The 18,644-nt window shown below is 66.8% G+C and carries 11 protein-coding genes and 1 pseudogene; 6 read left to right on the top strand and 6 right to left on the bottom strand.

All coding sequences use genetic code 11. The features are described 5' to 3' along the window. From OG453_RS00005 to rpsL, 4 genes are all read right to left on the bottom strand, one after another. A partial coding sequence (locus tag OG453_RS00005) for a GTP-binding protein (protein ID WP_266863165.1) occupies window positions 1-448 on the bottom strand: 448 nt, incomplete at its 3' end. 152 nt (window positions 449-600) lie between these two features. Beyond that, complete coding sequence (gene fusA / locus OG453_RS00010; RefSeq protein ID WP_266863167.1) at window positions 601-2,727, bottom strand: elongation factor G; 2,127 nt, start codon at window positions 2,725-2,727, stop codon at window positions 601-603. A 39-nt stretch (window positions 2,728-2,766) separates the two neighbouring features. Beyond that, entirely contained in the window at window positions 2,767-3,237 is a 471-nt protein-coding gene (rpsG, locus tag OG453_RS00015; RefSeq protein ID WP_003974303.1) for a 30S ribosomal protein S7, read from the bottom strand. 2 nt (window positions 3,238-3,239) lie between these two features. After that, on the bottom strand, window positions 3,240-3,611 hold the full coding sequence (gene rpsL / locus OG453_RS00020) for a 30S ribosomal protein S12 (RefSeq protein ID WP_003948652.1): 372 nt from the start codon (window positions 3,609-3,611) through the stop codon (window positions 3,240-3,242). A gap of 412 nt (window positions 3,612-4,023) precedes the next feature. On the opposite strand from rpsL, the pseudogene OG453_RS00025 reads away from it, so the two are divergent. The 6 genes and pseudogenes from OG453_RS00025 to OG453_RS00050 form a co-directional block, all read left to right on the top strand. Next, window positions 4,024-4,377: pseudogene (locus OG453_RS00025) on the top strand (cyclic nucleotide-binding domain-containing protein); the annotation flags it as partial. 96 nt (window positions 4,378-4,473) lie between these two features. After that, on the top strand, window positions 4,474-5,394 hold the full coding sequence (locus OG453_RS00030) for a helix-turn-helix domain-containing protein (protein WP_266869649.1): 921 nt from the start codon (window positions 4,474-4,476) through the stop codon (window positions 5,392-5,394). Continuing rightward, a complete protein-coding gene (locus tag OG453_RS00035) occupies window positions 5,391-7,643 on the top strand; it encodes a hypothetical protein (protein ID WP_266863169.1) in 2,253 nt (750 codons plus the stop codon). Before OG453_RS00030 ends, OG453_RS00035 begins: the two co-directional genes overlap by 4 nt. Before the next feature lie 53 nt (window positions 7,644-7,696). Next, a complete protein-coding gene (locus tag OG453_RS00040; protein WP_266863171.1) occupies window positions 7,697-9,061 on the top strand; it encodes a hypothetical protein in 1,365 nt (454 codons plus the stop codon). After that, on the top strand, window positions 9,058-9,591 hold the full coding sequence (locus tag OG453_RS00045) for a Pycsar system effector family protein (protein ID WP_266863173.1): 534 nt from the start codon (window positions 9,058-9,060) through the stop codon (window positions 9,589-9,591). The genes OG453_RS00040 and OG453_RS00045 overlap by 4 nt, the downstream gene beginning before the upstream one ends. Before the next feature lie 24 nt (window positions 9,592-9,615). Beyond that, entirely contained in the window at window positions 9,616-10,626 is a 1,011-nt protein-coding gene (locus OG453_RS00050) for a M48 family metalloprotease (RefSeq protein WP_266863175.1), read from the top strand. Between the two features lie 108 nt (window positions 10,627-10,734). Here the strand turns inward: OG453_RS00050 and OG453_RS00055 are convergent, their stop codons facing one another. Then, a complete protein-coding gene (locus tag OG453_RS00055; RefSeq protein ID WP_266863177.1) occupies window positions 10,735-14,634 on the bottom strand; it encodes a DNA-directed RNA polymerase subunit beta' in 3,900 nt (1,299 codons plus the stop codon). A 97-nt stretch (window positions 14,635-14,731) separates the two neighbouring features. After that, the gene (rpoB, locus tag OG453_RS00060; RefSeq protein WP_266863179.1) at window positions 14,732-18,217 is read right to left on the bottom strand and encodes a DNA-directed RNA polymerase subunit beta; all 3,486 of its coding nucleotides are present in this window, start codon (window positions 18,215-18,217) and stop codon (window positions 14,732-14,734) included. Window positions 18,218-18,644 lie beyond the last annotated feature (427 nt).

Consider the following 18,644-nt stretch of genomic DNA (forward strand, 5'->3'; position numbering starts at 1 on the left):
CCAGGATCTCCTCGTCGTCCACCATGTCGGCCTTGTTCAGGGCGACGACGATGTACGGAACGCCGACCTGGCGGGCCAGGAGCACGTGCTCCTTGGTCTGCGGCATCGGGCCGTCGGTGGCGGCGACCACGAGGATGGCGCCGTCCATCTGCGCGGCACCCGTGATCATGTTCTTGATGTAGTCCGCGTGACCGGGGCAGTCGACGTGGGCGTAGTGACGGGTCTCCGTCTGGTACTCGACGTGCGCGATCGAGATCGTGATACCGCGCTGGCGCTCCTCAGGAGCCTTGTCGATCTGGTCGAAGGCCGAGGCCTCGTTCAGGTCCGGGTACGCGTCGTGCAGCACCTTGGTAATGGCGGCCGTGAGGGTCGTCTTACCGTGGTCAATGTGACCGATGGTGCCGATGTTGACGTGCGGCTTAGTCCGCTCGAACTTCGCCTTCGCCACTGGGTCCTCCTGTGGAGTGGTTCTGTACGCCTTGCTTCATCGGCGCCAGGTGATCTTTGCTGGGATGCCCGGGGCCCGGGACACCCGGCCCGAAGAGGGCCGGAATGCCCCGGAGGCTCCGGAGTCAAGCCTAAAGCGTGAACTCGGGTGAGTTACTCGCCCTTGGCCTTCGCGATGATCTCCTCGGCGACGTTCCGCGGAACCTCGGCGTAGGAGTCGAACTGCATTGAGTAGCTTGCGCGACCCGACGTCTTGCTGCGGAGGTCTCCGACGTAGCCGAACATCTCCGAGAGGGGCACGAGGCCCTTCACGACGCGAGCGCCGCTGCGCTCCTCCATGGCCTGGATCTGGCCACGGCGGGAGTTGATGTCACCGATGACATCGCCCATGTAGTCCTCGGGCGTGGTGACCTCGACGGCCATCATCGGCTCGAGCAGCACGGGCTTGGCCTGGCGCGCGGCCTCCTTGAAGGCCTGCGAACCGGCGATCTTGAACGCCAGCTCGGAGGAGTCGACCTCGTGGTAGGCGCCGTCGAGAAGCGTGATGCGAACACCAGTCATCTCGTAGCCGGCCAGGATGCCGAACTGCATGGCCTCCTGCGCACCGGCGTCCACCGACGGGATGTACTCCCGCGGGATACGGCCACCGGTGACCTTGTTCACGAACTCGTACGACGCCTCGCCGCCCTCGATGGGCTCGATCGCGATCTGCACCTTGGCGAACTGACCGGTACCACCGGTCTGCTTCTTGTGGGTGTAGTCCACGCGCTCGACGGCCCGACGGATCGTCTCGCGGTACGCGACCTGGGGCTTGCCGACGTTCGCCTCGACGCGGAATTCGCGCTTCATGCGGTCGACGAGCACCTCGAGGTGAAGCTCGCCCATACCACCGATGATGGTCTGGCCGGTCTCCTCGTCCGAGTGGACCTGGAAGGAGGGGTCCTCCTCCGAGAGACGCTGGATGGCTACACCCAGCTTCTCCTGGTCACCCTTGGACTTGGGCTCGATGGCGACCTGAATGACCGGCGCCGGGAAGTCCATGGACTCCAGGATGACCGGCTTCTTGTCGTCACACAGCGTCTCACCGGTGGTGGTCTGCTTCAGGCCCATGACGGCGACGATGTCGCCGGCGCCCACCGAGTCGATCTCCTCACGCTTGTTCGCGTGCATGCGGTAGATCTTGCCGATGCGCTCCTTCTTGCCCTTGACGGAGTTCAGCACCGCGGTGCCGGCCTCCAGGCGACCGGAGTAGATCCGGACGAAGGTGAGCTTGCCGAGGTGCGGGTCGGACGCGATCTTGAACGCGAGAGCCGAAAGCGGCTCCTCGTCCGAAGGCTTGCGCTTGACGACGACCTCGGGGTCCTTGACGTCGTGGCCCTCGATGGCCTCGACGTCCAGGGGCGACGGGAGGTAACGCACGACCGCGTCGAGCAGGGGCTGAACGCCCTTGTTCTTGAACGCGGTGCCGCAGAACACGGGGGTGACGGTGGTGTCGCCGCCCTTGCCGGAGGCGATGGTGATGCGACGGATCGCCGCGTACAGCTGCTCCTCGGTGGGCTCCTGGCCCTCGAGGTACAGCTCCATCATCTGCTCGTCGTTCTCGGCGACAGCCTCGAGCAGCTTGCCGCGGTACTCCTCGGCAGCCTCGGTGTGCGTGTCCGGGATGTCGACGATGTCGTACGCCTCGCCCATCTTGGTCTCTGCGGACCAGACGAAGGCCTTCATCGTGACGAGGTCGACGACACCCTTGAAGTCAGCCTCTGCGCCGATGGGCAGCTGCATGACGATGGGGGTCGCACCGAGGCGGTCGACGATCATGTCGACGCAGCGGTGGAACTCGGCACCCGTACGGTCGAGCTTGTTGACGAAGCAGATGCGCGGGACGCCGTAGCGGTCCGCCTGACGCCACACGGTCTCGGACTGGGGCTCAACACCGGCGACGCCGTCGAACACCGTCACGGCACCGTCGAGGACACGGAGCGAACGCTCTACCTCGACGGTGAAGTCGACGTGGCCCGGGGTGTCGATGATGTTGATGGTGTGGTCGACATCGTTCAGCGGCCAGTGACAGGTGGTGGCAGCAGAGGTGATCGTGATGCCACGCTCCTGCTCCTGCTCCATCCAGTCCATCGTGGCGGCACCGTCGTGAACCTCACCGATCTTGTACGAGACACCGGTGTAGAACAGGATCCGCTCGGTGGTCGTCGTCTTGCCCGCGTCGATGTGGGCCATGATGCCGATGTTGCGCACCTTGGCCAGGTCAAGTGAAGTGGTAGCCATATCGGCTCAGTCTTCTCTCGGTCTCGATGTGGGTAGCGACTACCAGCGGTAGTGCGCGAAGGCCTTGTTGGACTCGGCCATCTTGTGGGTGTCCTCGCGCTTCTTCACAGCGGCACCAAGGCCGTTGGAGGCGTCGAGGAGCTCGTTGAGCAGACGCTCGGTCATGGTCTTCTCGCGACGGGCGCGGGAGTAACCCACCAGCCAGCGCAGGGCCAGCGTGTTGGCGCGACCGGGCTTGACCTCGATCGGCACCTGGTAGGTGGCGCCACCGACGCGGCGGGACTTGACCTCGAGGGTCGGCTTGATGTTCTCGAGCGCGCGCTTGAGCGTGATGACCGGGTCGTTGCCGGTCTTCTCGCGCAGGCCCTCCATGGCGCCGTACACGATGCGCTCGGCGGTGGAGCGCTTGCCGTTCAGCAGCACCTTGTTGATGAGGGAGGTCACCAGAGGAGAACCGTAGACCGGGTCGATGATGACCGGGCGCTTCGGGGCGGGGCCCTTACGAGGCATTCTTACTTCTCCTTCTTGGCGCCGTAGCGGCTGCGGGCCTGCTTGCGGTTCTTGACGCCCTGGGTGTCAAGGGAGCCGCGGATGATCTTGTAACGAACACCCGGCAGGTCCTTCACACGGCCACCACGCACGAGCACGATGGAGTGCTCCTGCAGGTTGTGTCCCTCACCCGGAATGTAGGCCGTGACCTCGATCCCGGAGGTCAGACGCACACGCGCGACCTTACGGAGGGCCGAGTTCGGCTTCTTCGGGGTGGTCGTGAACACACGCGTGCAGACGCCACGGCGCTGGGGCGAACCCTCAAGTGCGGGCGTCTTGTTCTTCTCGACCTTGTCCTGCCGGCCCTTCCGGACCAGCTGCTGGATCGTAGGCACTACTTCTCCGGTTTCTGTGTGCCGAATAGTAAAGCTAACCTGGAACGTCGCCGACCCACGCGGTCGGGTGTGTCGAATGCTGCAGACTCCCGCCGCAAGGCGGAAAAGAGCGCAGATTACGGTGGCCGTTCTCGGACTCGCACAGCGGCTGAAGACACGCGCACGAGCCCAGGCACACCCCAGGCACAAGGTCTGAGCGTACCTACCTCATCGGGTTCGGTCAAAACAAATGCAGTCCACCACGACACGCCGGGCTTTTCGCTCCTGATGTGACAGGTGGAGCGCCCTCCTCATGCTCCCGAAGCGCCCCCAAGTGTTTCAGCCCGTCCTGGTGCTCCACACGTACTCGTTTGATGTCATGCGCACAGTCAGTACCTTGATCTGTCCGTTGAGTGACGATCAAGGAGGGCCTATGGCGGGAGCGCGATTACCAGGCGGAGGCCTGGACGACCAGGTGCCCTTCCTCGCGAGGCTGGAGAGAGAGGACCGCTCCGCGCTGCTGAACCTGGGGCACGAACTGCGCTTCGGGCCGCGCGTCGCCCTCCTGCACGAACGCGAGCCGTCGTCTCACGTCCTGTTGATCGTGCAAGGCTGGTCCAAGGTGACCGCTGCCGCACCCAACGGGTACGAGGCCCTGCTCGCCCTGCGGGGTCCCGGCGACATCATCGGTGAGTCCGCCGCGCTGACCGGCCGGCCGCGGTCGGCGACCGTGACGGCTCTTGAGGAGGTCCATGCCCTGGCAGTGGAGCGCGAGGCCTTCACCGACTTCCTTGCCCACTCCCCCGCCGTTTCGTTCGCCCTTCTGGGCCTCACGTCCGACCGAACCCGCGCCGCCGACCGGCGGCGCCTCGAGTTCGCCTCGATGAACGTGCGGGAGCGGTTCGCCGTTCTGCTGCTCGACCTGGCCCGCACCCATGGGCGCCGTACCGACGAGGGCATAGAGCTCTCCGTACCCCTGAGCAAGCAGGAGCTCGCGGGTTCCGTCGGCGCGTCCCGCGAAATGGTCCAGCGCCTCCTCCTCGACATCGAGAAGTACAGCGACCGCGACAACGTCGAGCAGGCGTACCTGCGGCGCATGCTCTACAACATCGCCGACCGCGTCCTGGAGAGCTCGGGCATCGACGAGACCCGGCGGCTGCGTGCCGACCGAGGCGACTCGGTGATGGAGCTGATCGACGCCAGTGCGTCGGTGACAGCGCTTCTGCGGGCCCTGCTGACCGAGGCACCCACAGAGCTGCACGCCGTGAACCGGATGGCTTCGAAGTCCGCGCAGATCAGGTTGCGGGCCGTAGTCGCCACGGGATACGTCACCGTCGACGATCTCGACGGCTGGGTGGGGACCGACCTCAACCATGCCTGCCGGCTGCTCGACGCCGACGTGCTGCGCCTGGCTCTGCGGGAACGCCCGGACGACTTCGCCCTGTGCGTCTCGGAGAGCGTCCACCACGGGATCGTCCAGCACGACTACCCAGGTGTTCCCAAGGACGAGTTCCACGCCATCACGGTGCGGAGCAAGAACGGGCTGCTGCAGGCCTGGCTGCACGGGCCCACGCCGAGGGACATGCAGAGCCCCGACGTGACGAGCAGGCCGGAGGAGGGCGCGGCGTCGACCCCCGCGGCAGGCACCAGGGCCACACCTCCGAGCCCCGTCGATCTCAGCAACGCCTCCTTCGGCGGCAGCTACGTGGCCGGCGACCAGCACGGCGTATCCGGAAACGGCACGGTCTACGGTGACGTGCACCTCGGAGGCGGCGGCGCTGCCAGGCGCGGTGAGCGGGAGTGAGCGCGGGCGAGCCGGGCCCCCGCCAAGGGGCAGCCGGCCCCCGCCAGGGAACAGCCGGCCCACGGCAGCAGGCGGGCGACAAGGACGCCGCCGACAGCCCGCAGCAGACAGGCCCCGAGGCCGCTGAGGCAGAGGACAAGCAGGAAGAACAGGACCAGCCGCAGGACGCGTGGTCCGCCCGCAGGGACCTGGTGGACCACAGCCCCAAGACGATGGGCGTCGGTGACAACGCGCGCTTCGGCGGCAGCCTGGTCGCGGGCGATCAACATGGCGTGAGCGGCGGCCTGGTCGCCGGCGACGTCATCATGGGCAGCAAGACGGAGATCTACCAGTTCGGGGCCTCCGGGGTCTCCGCCACGAGCCACGGCTCCGGCGAGGTGCCGGTGTCGACACTGGACCGCCTCGCCCCGTACTTCGTGACCGACGAGTCCCGCTTCGAGAGCCTCCTGTCACGGCTGCGCACGGAGCGGGTCATCGTGCTTTCCGGTCCGCACTTCACCGGGCGCCGAACCGCCGCGCTGATGCTGCTCCGCCGTCTGGGCGTCTCCCCGATCCGCTCCCTCGTCCGCGACACCACACCCGCACAGCTCGTCCAGCAGCTCAGTGACGGCCAGCACTCGGCCAAGGGGTACGTGCTGTGCGACCTGACCACGCGCCGCGACCAGCCGCTCCGGGAACCGCATCTCCTCGCGGCACGCGATCAACTCGCCGAGGAAGACGCGTACTTGGTCATCACGGTCGGCCCGATGGCCGCCCTGGAGGACATCTCCGCCGTCGAATGGAAGCCGCCGAGCCCCGCCGACGTACTGAAGAGGCACCTGCTGGAGCTGACCGGCGAGGCGACCACGGACCGGCTGCTGGCGCTGCCCGCCGTCTCGACGTTCCTGGAGCGCGACCACCAGCTGCGCGAAGTGGCGTCCTTCGCGAGGCACCTCAAGCGGTACGCGGACGGAGAAGCCACCGAAGAGGCCGTCGGAACCTTCTCGCTGTTCACCCTGGAAAGCCAGGTCCAGGAGTGGTTCGACGAGAACGAGGAGCTGATTCCGTTACGGGACAAGGCGTTCCTCATCGCTCTGGCCGCCTTCGACGGCGGCCCCTACGCACTCACGGCCGAACTGAGCGACCTGCTCTACGCCTTCCTGCAGGACACCGCGGACTCGGCTCTGCAGCCACAGGTCCCCGTCTTCGGCACCCACATCGGCAAGCGCCTCCAACTCGCCCGCGCCCAGGGGTATCTGGAGGAAGAGAACACGGAGTGGGGGCCGGTCACCCAGTCCAAGGCCGCGTTCCTCGACAACCGGGTCTCGCTGGTCCTGCTGCGCGAGGTGTGGACCGGGCACCCCTCGGCCAGGCCCGCGCTCGTGCACTGGCTCCAACAGCTCGCCGGTGACGGAAGGCCCCTGGTGCGCACCCGCGCGGCGTCCACCGTCGCCGTCCTCGCGTACGCGGATCTGCCCTCCACCATGGCGCTGATCATCGAGCCATGGGCGGCCTCCCACCTGTTCCGTCACCGCCTCGTCGCGGTCAACTCACTGACGCTCGCGCACCTCCTGGAGGCGCCCAACATTCCGAGCATCCTCGACGCCTGGTGCGAGAGCGAGGATCCCGCGATGCGCTGGGTGGCCATCCGCGCGTACGGACTGATCGGCGCGGAGCGGCCGAAACAGACCCTCGCCGCCCTGCGGAGCGCCGTCCGCAAGGAGTACGAACCCCTCCTCGACGAGGACGGCGACGAGGAAGACATCGATGAAGTCATGGTGAAGCAGCTCGCGCAGTCCGTGGAACTGCTGCTGCTCTCACCCGCCGGCGAGCAGGTCCTCGCCGAACTGCTGCACCGATTCGACCAGGACCGGGCCGTTCACGATCTCGCCCTGCGCGGCTTTCTCAGCGCGTGCGCGCGCCGGAAGGACGACGCGCGCAACGGACGGCCACTGGTCCTCGACTGGTACGCGACATCGGCGGCCGACGGAGGCCGCGCGGCCGGCGGGATCGCACGGCTCTGGCGTTCGGCGCTCGACGATCGCAGACACACGAGGGCCGCGCTGGAGGAGCTGGGTGACTGGGTACGCGCCGCCGACCACGACCCGGCGACGGAGTGGGCGCTTGCCGGCCTGCTCCCGGCCCTGGTCACCACGGCCTCCGAACACCAGCGCCTGAGTCACCTCCTGCGCACCGTGCGCGGCGAGGACGGCGCTGCCCCGCCTCCCGTCGCGACCCGCCTGCTGACCGTGCTGCCGAACCGCCGCTGAGCACGGACCGAACTCCTAGCTGAGCCACGGACCGACCCCCTGAAGGAGACGCCATGCCCGACTTCCGCCGGCCGCCGGACTGGGATCAATCAGCCGACCGGCACACGTCCCTGATCGATCCCGTCATCACCGTGCGGCAGCTCTCGCGGTTCGGATTCGCCCGCAAGTCGCTGACCCGGATCGACCACGCCCTGGTCTTCTCCACCTCCAGGGGCGGGTACGAGGCCTATCTGCCACCCCTGCGCCCGAGCCGCGGCGAGGTGGCGGCGAAACGCTACACATCGGTGTACGAGGTGGACATGGGCGTCCACCCGCACCAGGCCGAGATCCCCCTGCCCAGCGACAACGACGCCTTCGAGTTCATCGCCGCGGTCGACCTGTCGTGGCAGGTCGTCGCCCCCGCCGACTTCGTCAGGAGCGGCCACCGGAACGTACCGGCCCTGCTTCTCGGCGAACTGCAGCAGGCCGCTCGCTCCCTCACGCGCCGGTTCGCCATCCACGACAGTGCGCGCGCCGAGCGACAGCTGCTGCACGCGCTCTCCGGCCAGGCACCGCTCGGCACGGCCGCGGGCCTGCAGGTGCTCTGGACTCTGCGGCTGCGCCGCGACCAGCAGAACATCGACCACCAGCGGCGGCTCCAGTCCATCGACCACAACGCCGCCGAGCAGATACGCACCGAGCAGCAGGGCGTGGCGTACGACATCGAGCTCGACCGGCGGACCCGCCGGCAGGACGCGCTCCAGGCGGGGCGGGCCACGGAGTACGGACGGCTGGACCACGAGCTCGCGCTCCAGCGGCAGGCCTGGCAGCAGGAGCAGGACCAGTTGCGGGCCCGCCACGAGGCGGAGCTCCGGCAGCTCGAGGCCGAGAAGATCGCGTTCTACCAGGGGTACCTGGAGCAGGGGGGTGTGGTGGCCTGGGCCATGCATCTCGCCAAGAACCCACAGGATTCACGGCTCGTCGTCGACAGCATGCGCGAGGACCAGCTCCGCCTGATCCTCGCCGAGGTGGAGCTGGCGAGGGAACTCCTCAGCGGTGACAGCGCGGAGGACTACGAGCTGGAAGGGCCCAAGCGACGGGCACTGGACTTCATGTACGAGATCTTCAGCCAGCACATACCGGGAATCTCCCGGGACCAGTCCTCATCGCAGCCGGCGACGGCGCCCGCGCCGCCGGAGCCACGGCTCACCCGGGCCGACCCGCCGCAAGACACCCCGCAGCCGGCGCACTCGAACGAGGAGTCGGGCACGGAGACAGCGACAGACCAGGCACCCGCACCCACACCCACACCCACACCCACAGAGCAGACCGGCACCTTCCCCGGCTGGCAACCGCCCCCGGGCTACGGCAGCTCACCGAGCGCGCCACCACCGCAGCGCGACGGCGACGAGCAAGAGAGCGAAGGCCTCGCCCCGTGACCGGCACCCGCGCTCACGCGCCCCTGCCGCCCGACGCCGCGCCCGGAGCCAGGACGGCCGAACGCCTTCTCACCGATCTGCGCACCGAGATCGCCCGCGCGGATGCCAAGGCCGCGGTGCTGGTGGCTGCACTCGGCGTGATGGCGGGCGTCTTCAGCGGTCTGCTCGCCCGACGCGAGTGGACGCCCGCCTCCCTCTCCATGCCCGCCAGTTCGACGTGGTGGGCGGGGGTTCTCGCACTCGCCCTGACGCTGCTCGCGCTCCTCATGGCCGTTGTGCCGCGTTACGGCACGAGCAAATGGACACCGGGCGCCCCCTTGTCGTACTTCGGCGACATCCAACGGGCCGCACGCAGCGGCCAGTTGGCAGAAGCGCTGGCTGCCACCGAGCTCGATCCGACGGCCGACGCGATCGCCGCCCTGTCCACGACCAGCCGTATCGCCCAGCGCAAGCACCAGTGGGTACGCACGGGCCTGATCGCCTTCACCATCGCCGCGGTGCTGCTCCCCGTATCCCTCCTCATCGGCTGACTGCCCCTCTCCCGGAGGCTGACCATGGCCCGACCACACTCACCACAACAGCCCGAACCCCCTGACGACGACACGCCTGCCCCTGACGACCTGGACTACCGGCACCGCGGCGGCCGTCTCCACTTCACCGCCCATCAGCGCGGGCTCGACGCCACGGCCTTCGGCCGGCTCGTCCTGCATCTGCCCGGCACGCTCATGAGCCTGTTGGTCCTGCTCCTGATATCCGGCGGTCTGGATGCCTGGCTGGGCCTTCCGTTCTGGATACTGCCGCTGGTCTGGCTGCTGTCCGGGGCCATGGTCTTCCACCGCCCCACGGAAGACTTCTTCGCCCGGTACCTGCTGCGCCTGCAGCGTCCGATGCCCGAGGAGTACGCGCGTCTCGCTCCCGTCTGGCGCGAGGTGACCGCACGCGCGGGCGTCGACGGCCGGGCGTACGAGCTCTGGGTCGAGGACAGCGACGACCTCAACGCCTATGCCGCCGGCGGTCACATCGTCGGGGTCACCCGGTACGCACTCGACCGGCTGTCGAGCTCGCAGCTCGCCGCCGTACTCGCCCATGAGCTGGGCCATCACACCGGTGGCCACGTCTGGGTCTCACTGCTCGGCTACTGGTACGCGCTGCCGGGGCGTGCGGCCTGGTACGCGATCCGACTGATCGTCGCCTACGCCCTGGCGTTCGCCGGCTACTTCTCCTGGGTGGCGACAGCAGCGCTGGTGTTCGTGATCTGCATCATCAGCTACACCACGATCACCCGCCTGTACGGGCTGCCGCTGCTGCTGCTCGTCACTCCGTATCTGATCGCCGCCGTCGGTCGGCGGGCCGAGCTTCGCGCGGACCAGCACGCCGCCGCGCTCGGATTCGCCCCCATGCTGGCCCAGGTGCTGCAGGCCATGTACGCGACCGAGACCGAAGCCAAACGGCAGACCATGGCTGCCTCCGGGCACAGGCTCGCCGCGCCCAGGCTCCTTGACCAGCTGCTCTCCACGCATCCCGACTACCCGACCCGCATCCACCGTCTACGCCCGTACCTGTGACGGGCCCGGCCGGGAAACGCCGAAGGGCGGCCACCCCGTACGAAACGGGGTGACCGCCCTTCAACTCAACTCAACTCAAGCGACCAACTCGCTCAAGAGGAACCACGCCTACTGGTTGTAAGGCCCGTAGTCGTAGTCCTCCAGCGGAACAGCCTGGCCGGAGCCCGTGCCGAACGGCGAGTAGTCGATGTCGTCGTAACCGACGGCCGAGTACATCGCAGCCTTGGCCTCTTCGGTCGGCTCCACCCGGATGTTGCGGTAGCGGGAGAGACCCGTACCGGCCGGGATGAGCTTACCGATGATGACGTTCTCCTTGAGGCCGATCAGGGAGTCGGACTTGGCGTTGATCGCCGCGTCCGTCAGGACCCTGGTCGTCTCCTGGAAGGAAGCCGCGGACAGCCACGACTCCGTCGCCAGCGAGGCCTTGGTGATACCCATCAGCTGCGGACGGCCGGAGGCCGGGTGGCCGCCTTCCGTCACGACCCGACGGTTCTCGGTCTCGAACTTCGAGCGCTCGACGAGCTCGCCCGGCAGCAGCTCCGCGTCGCCGGACTCGATGATCGTCACGCGGCGCAGCATCTGCCGGATGATGATCTCGATGTGCTTGTCGTGGATCGACACACCCTGCGAGTTGTAGACCTTCTGGACCTCGCCGACCAGGTGGACCTGGACCGCGCGCTGACCGAGGATCCGCAGCACGTCGTGCGGGTTGGTGGCACCGAAGGTGAGCTTCTGGCCCACCTCGACGTGGTCACCCTCGCGCACCAGGACCTTGGCACGCTTCGAGATCGGGAACGCCGTCTCGTCGCTGCCGTCGTCCGGGGTCACGACGAGCTTCTTCGTCTTCTCGGTCTCCTCGATGCGGACACGGCCCGCGGCCTCGGAGATCGGGGCGACACCCTTCGGCGTACGAGCCTCGAAGAGCTCGACGACACGGGGCAGACCCTGGGTGATGTCGTCACCGGCCACACCACCGGTGTGGAAGGTACGCATCGTCAGCTGCGTGCCGGGCTCACCGATGGACTGGGCGGCGATGATGCCGACCGCCTCACCGATGTCGACCAGCTTGCCGGTGGCGAGCGAACGGCCGTAGCAGAAGGCACAGGTGCCGACCGCGGACTCACAGGTCAGGACCGAGCGGGTCTTGACCTCCTCGATGCCGTTGGCGACCAGGGCGTCGATCAGGACATCGCCCAGGTCGACGTTGGCCGGCGCGATGACCTTGCCGTCGATGACGACGTCCTCGGCCAGCATGCGGGCGTACACGGACGTCTCGACGTTCTCCGTCTTGCGGAGCACGCCGTCCTCGCCCTTGACCGCGATCTTCAGCTTCAGACCGCGCTCGGTGCCACAGTCCTCCTCGCGAATGATGACGTCCTGGGAGACGTCGACCAGACGACGGGTGAGGTAACCGGAGTCGGCGGTACGGAGAGCCGTGTCCGCCAGACCCTTACGGGCACCGTGCGTGGAGATGAAGTACTCAAGAACGGTCAGGCCCTCACGGAAGGAGGCCTTGATCGGACGCGGGATGGTCTCGTTCTTCGCGTTCGACACCAGACCACGCATACCGGCGATCTGACGCATCTGCATCATGTTTCCTCGGGCACCCGAGTCAACCATCATGAAGATGGGGTTCGTCTTGGGGAAGTTCGCGTTCATCGCCTCGGCAACCTCGTTGGTCGCCTTGGTCCAGATCGCGATGAGCTCCTGCGTGCGCTCGTCCTTGGTGATCAGACCGCGCTCGTACTGCTTCTGGACCTTCTCGTCCTGCGCCTCGTAGCCCGCGACGATCGCCTTCTTGGCCTCGGGGACCACGACGTCGGAGATGGCCACGGTGACACCGGAACGGGTCGCCCAGTAGAAGCCCGCCGCCTTCAGGTTGTCGAGCGTCGCCGCCACGATGACCTTGGGGTAGCGCTCGGCCAGGTCGTTGACGATCTCGGAGAGCTGCTTCTTGCCCACCGAGTAGTCGACGAACGGGTAGTCCTCGGGCAGCAGCTCGTTGAAGAGCGCGCGGCCCAGGGACGTACGCAGCCGGAAGCTGTCGCCCTGCTGGTACTCCTGCTCGCCCTCTTCGACGGTCGGCGGCACCCAGCCACGCGGCGGGATGGTGCCCACCGGGAAGCGGATGTCGACCTGCGACTGCAGCGCGAGTTCCTTGGCGTCGAACGCCATGGTCGCCTCGGCGGTGGAGCCGAAGGCCCGGCCCTCGCCCTTGACGTCACGCAGCTCACCGTCGGTGGTCAGGAAGAACAGACCAAGGACCATGTCCTGGGTCGGCATCGTGACCGGACGGCCGTCGGCCGGCTTGAGGATGTTGTTCGAGGACAGCATCAGGATGCGGGCCTCGGCCTGCGCCTCCGCGGAGAGCGGCAGGTGCACGGCCATCTGGTCACCGTCGAAGTCCGCGTTGAACGCGGTGCAGACGAGCGGGTGAATCTGAATGGCCTTGCCCTCGACCAGCTGCGGCTCGAAGGCCTGGATGCCGAGGCGGTGCAGCGTGGGCGCACGGTTCAGGAGAACCGGGTGCTCGGCGATGACCTCTTCCAGGACGTCGTACACGACCGTGCGGCCGCGCTCGACCATCCGCTTGGCGCTCTTGATGTTCTGCGCGTGGTTCAGGTCGACCAGGCGCTTCATCACGAACGGCTTGAAGAGCTCCAGTGCCATGGCCTTCGGGAGACCACACTGGTGCAGCTTCAGCTGCGGACCGACGACGATCACGGAACGCGCGGAGTAGTCCACACGCTTACCGAGAAGGTTCTGACGGAATCGACCCTGCTTACCCTTCAGCATGTCGCTGAGGGACTTCAGCGGACGGTTGCCGGGGCCCGTGACCGGGCGACCACGACGGCCGTTGTCGAAGAGGGCGTCGACCGCCTCCTGGAGCATGCGCTTCTCGTTGTTCACGATGATCTCGGGAGCACCGAGGTCGAGAAGCCGCTTCAGGCGGTTGTTGCGGTTGATGACGCGGCGGTACAGGTCGTTCAGGTCGGAGGTCGCGAAGCGGCCACCGTCCAGCTGCACCATCGGACGCAGGTCCGGCGGGATGACCGGCACGCAGTCGAGCACCATGCCCTTGGGGCTGTTGCTGGTCTGCAGGAACGCGGAGACGACCTTGAGGCGCTTGAGCGCACGGGTCTTCTTCTGGCCCTTGCCGGTACGGATGATCTCGCGAAGCCGCTCGGCTTCCTCATCCAGGTCGAACGACTCAAGGCGCTTCTGCAGAGCAGCGGCACCCATCGAACCGTCGAAGTACGTGCCGAAGCGGTCACGCAGCTCGCGGTAGAGCAGCTCGTCACCCTCCAGGTCCTGGACCTTGAGGTTCTTGAAGCGGTTCCAGACCTCGTCGAGACGGTCGATCTCGCGCTGCGCACGGTCACGCAGCTGCTTCATCTCACGCTCGGCACCTTCGCGCACCTTGCGGCGTACGTCGGCCTTGGCGCCCTCGGCCTCGAGCTCGGCCAGGTCGGTCTCGAGCTTCTTGGCGCGGGCCTCCAGGTCGGAGTCGCGACGGTTCTCGACCTGCTGACGCTCCACGGAGACGTGCGCCTCCAGGGAGGGCAGGTCACGCGTACGGCGCTCCTCGTCCACGAACGTGATCATGTACGCCGCGAAGTAGATGACCTTCTCGAGGTCCTTCGGGGCGAGATCAAGCAGGTAGCCGAGGCGCGACGGAACGCCCTTGAAGTACCAGATGTGCGTGACAGGGGCGGCCAGCTCAATGTGGCCCATCCGCTCACGACGCACCTTGGCGCGAGTGACCTCGACGCCGCAGCGCTCGCAGATGATGCCCTTGAAGCGGACACGCTTGTACTTACCGCAGTAGCACTCCCAGTCCCGGGTCGGACCGAAGATCTTCTCGCAGAAGAGTCCGTCCTTTTCGGGCTTCAGGGTGCGGTAGTTGATGGTCTCCGGCTTCTTGACCTCGCCGTGCGACCACTGTCGGATGTCGTCCGCGGTGGCAAGGCCGATCCGCAGCTCGTCGAAGAAGTTGACGTCGAGCACTTGTCGTCAATCCCTCTTTCGGGGTCGTGTCTCAATCATGGTCTGTACGGGTCCGGGGCAGGGCCGGGACCTCACGAGGAGGTCCCGGCCAGACCCGTCAGACCTCTTCGACGCTGCTCGGCTCGCGCCGGGACAGGTCGATGCCGAGCTCTTCCGCAGCGCGGAAGACGTCCTCGTCGGTGTCACGCATCTCGATGGACATGCCGTCCGAGGACAGCACCTCCACGTTGAGGCACAGGGACTGCATTTCCTTGATGAGCACCTTGAAGGACTCAGGAATGCCGGGCTCGGGGATGTTCTCGCCCTTGACGATGGCCTCGTAGACCTTCACGCGGCCGGTCACGTCGTCGGACTTGATCGTCAGCAGCTCCTGGAGTGCGTACGCGGCGCCATAAGCCTCGAGCGCCCACACCTCCATCTCACCGAAGCGCTGACCACCGAACTGAGCCTTACCACCCAGCGGCTGCTGGGTGATCATGGAGTACGGACCGGTCGAGCGGGCGTGCAGCTTGTCGTCGACCAGGTGGTGCAGCTTGAGGATGTACATGTACCCGATCGAGATCGGGTCCGGGAACGGCTCGCCGGAGCGCCCGTCGAACAGCCGCGCCTTGCCGGACGGGAGGACCATGCGGTCGCCGTCGCGGTTCGGGATGGTGTGCTCGAGCAGACCGGCCAGCTCGTCCTCGCGGGCGCCGTCGAAGACCGGAGTCGCGACGTTCGTCCGCGGGTCGACCTGGTCGGCGCCAATGCGCTGCAGGCTCTGCGCCCAGTCCTCGCTGAGACCGGAGACGTCCCAGCCCTGGCTGGCGAGCCAGCCGAGGTGGATCTCCAGGACCTGACCCGGGTTCATTCGGGACGGGACACCCAGCGGGTTGAGGATGATGTCGACGGGCGTGCCGTCCTCAAGGAAGGGCATGTCCTCGATCGGAAGGATCTTGGAGATGACGCCCTTGTTTCCGTGACGACCGGCGAGCTTGTCACCGTCCGTGATCTTGCGCTTCTGCGCCACGTAGACACGAACCAGCTGGTTCACGCCCGGCGGCAGCTCGTCGCCCTCTTCACGGTCGAAGACGCGTACGCCGATGACCTTGCCGATCTCGCCGTGCGGCACCTTCAGCGAGGTGTCGCGCACCTCGCGCGCCTTCTCACCGAAGATCGCGCGGAGCAGGCGCTCCTCCGGCGTCAGCTCGGTCTCACCCTTGGGCGTGACCTTGCCGACGAGGATGTCGCCGGCGACGACCTCGGCACCGATACGGATGATGCCGCGCTCGTCGAGGTCGGCGAGGACCTCCTCGGAGACGTTCGGGATGTCCCGGGTGATCTCCTCCGGGCCGAGCTTGGTGTCACGGGCGTCGACCTCGTGCTCCTCGATGTGGATCGAGGAGAGGACGTCGTCCTGCACGAGGCGCTGCGACAGGATGATCGCGTCCTCGTAGTTGTGACCTTCCCAGGGCATGAAGGCGACGAGCAGGTTCTTGCCCAGCGCCATCTCGCCTTCCTCGGTCGCGGGACCGTCGGCCAGAACCTGGCCCTCGATCACGCGGGCGCCCTCGTCGACGACAACCTTCTGGTTGACGGAGGTGCCCTGGTTCGACCGGGAGAACTTGGCGATGCGGTACGTGGTGTACGTGCCGTCGTCGTTGGTGACCGTGACGTAGTCCGCGGAGACCTCCTGGACCACACCCGCCTTCTCGGCCTTGATCACGTCACCGGCGTCGACCGCACAGCGGTACTCCATGCCGGTGCCGACGAGGGGAGCCTCGGCGGTGATCAGCGGCACGGCCTGACGCATCATGTTCGCGCCCATGAGGGCACGGTTGGCGTCGTCGTGCTCGAGGAACGGGATCATCGCGGTCGCGACCGACACCATCTGGCGCGGCGAGACGTCCATGTAGTCGACGTCGTCACCGGGGATGTAGTCGATCTCGCCGCCACGACGGCGGACCAGGACGCGCGACTCGGTGAAGCGCATGTCCTCACCAAGGACGGCGTTGGCCTGGGCGATCACGAAGCGGTCTTCTTCGTCGGCCGTCAGGTAGTCGACGTCGTCGGTGACGACGCCCTCGACGACCTTGCGGTACGGCGTCTCGACGAAGCCGAACGCGTTGACGCGGCCGTACGAGGCGAGCGAACCGATCAGACCGATGTTCGGGCCTTCAGGGGTCTCAATCGGGCACATGCGGCCGTAGTGAGACGGGTGCACGTCACGGACCTCGAAGCCGGCCCGCTCACGGGAGAGACCACCCGGGCCAAGCGCCGACAGACGGCGCTTGTGGGTGAGACCCGACAGCGGGTTGTTCTGGTCCATGAACTGCGACAGCTGGCTGGTGCCGAAGAACTCCTTGATGGAGGCGACGACCGGCCGGATGTTGATCAGGGTCTGCGGCGTGATCGCCTCGACGTCCTGAGTCGTCATGCGCTCACGCACGACGCGCTCCATACGAGCCAGACCCGTGCGGACCTGGTTCTGGATGAGCTCGCCGACGTTGCGCAGACGACGGTTGCCGAAGTGGTCGATGTCGTCGGTCTCGACGACGATCGACGTGCCGCTGTCGCCAACGGTCTCGGTCTCACCGGCGTGCAGCTTCACCAGGTACTTGATCGAGGCGATGATGTCCTCGACCGTGAGGATGCCCGCGTCGAGCGGAGCGTCCGCACCCAGCTTCTTGTTCACCTTGTAGCGGCCGACCTTCGCGAGGTCGTAGCGCTTCGGGTTGAAGTAGAGGTTCTCAAGAAGCGTCTGGGCGGCCTCACGGGTCGGCGGCTCGCCCGGACGCAGCTTGCGGTAGATGTCGAGCAGCGCGTCGTCCTGGCCCTGGGTGTGGTCCTTCTCCAGGGTGGCGCGCATGGACTCGTACTCGCCGAACTCCTCGAGGATCTGCTCGGTCGTCCAACCGAGAGCCTTGAGCAGAACGGTGACCGACTGCTTGCGCTTGCGGTCGATGCGCACACCGACCATGTCGCGCTTGTCGATCTCCATCTCCAGCCAGGCACCCCGGGACGGGATGATCTTGGCGGAGAAGATGTCCTTGTCGGACGTCTTGTCGATCGAGGAATCGAAGTAAACGCCGGGCGAACGGACCAGCTGCGACACGACGACACGCTCGGTGCCGTTGATGACGAAGGTGCCCTTGTTCGTCATGAGCGGGAAATCGCCCATGAAGACCGTCTGGGACTTGATCTCGCCGGTCTCGTTGTTGGTGAACTCAGCCGTGACGAAGAGCGGGGCGGCGAACGTGAAGTCGCGCTCCTTGCACTCGTCGATGGAGTTCTTCGGAGGCTCAAAACGGTGGTCGCGGAACGTCAGCGACATCGACCCAGAGAAGTCCTCGATCGGAGAGATCTCCTCGAAGATCTCTTCCAGACCGGACTTGGTGGGGACGTCCTGTCCGCTGTCCAGAGCCGCCTCGACACGAGCCTTCCACGCTTCATTGCCGAGCAGCCAGTCAAAGCTCTCGGTCTGCAGCGCAAGAAGGTTCGGAACCTCGAGGGGCTCCTTGATCTTTGCAAAGGAGATGCGCAGCGGGGCGGTGCTGGCGCCGTTGTTCGTATTCGCGGTCGAGGCAGTGCGCGAGGCGGCCAAGAGGGGGTCCTTCCGAGGGCTCGGACTCACTACGCGCGTACCGGTCCCAGGCTGGACACAGAGACAGAATTCCCAGGTCAGGGAAGATTCGGTCCACGGTGCTCAAGCATGGGCATGCCCCTGGTGACGGGCAGGAGGCAGCTAACAGGCAGCGCAAAGGGTCAGTGTAGCCACTAGGCCCACTGATGTCCAGTGCGGGTTCTGGGAGACCCTCATTGTTCTCAACACCTGCGGCAAGCCACGTCCTCAACGCACATCGATACTGCCCTCTTCGCCGCCGATCCATGCCTCGGATGCGGATCGTTGTGACGACGCGTCCTGAGAATTGCGCGCTGCGTGCGGTTCGTCAAGGCCCCCCTGTCACGACGTGGCCGCGACGTGACCCCGACGTGCCCTGAGTCCGTCACCGTCACGGGTCGTCCCGAGG

It is taken from the genome of Streptomyces sp. NBC_01381 (assembly GCF_026340305.1).
Lineage (GTDB): Bacteria > Actinomycetota > Actinomycetes > Streptomycetales > Streptomycetaceae > Streptomyces.

Coding starts and splice junctions, on each gene's coding strand:
- OG453_RS00030 (WP_266869649.1), top strand. CDS start 4,474: ATGAACGTGCGGGAGCGGTTCGCCGTTCTGCTGCTCGACCTGGCCCGC.
- OG453_RS00040 (WP_266863171.1), top strand. CDS start 7,697: ATGCCCGACTTCCGCCGGCCGCCGGACTGGGATCAATCAGCCGACCGG.
- fusA (WP_266863167.1), bottom strand. CDS start 2,727: ATGGCTACCACTTCACTTGACCTGGCCAAGGTGCGCAACATCGGCATC.
- rpsG (WP_003974303.1), bottom strand. CDS start 3,237: ATGCCTCGTAAGGGCCCCGCCCCGAAGCGCCCGGTCATCATCGACCCG.
- OG453_RS00050 (WP_266863175.1), top strand. CDS start 9,616: ATGGCCCGACCACACTCACCACAACAGCCCGAACCCCCTGACGACGAC.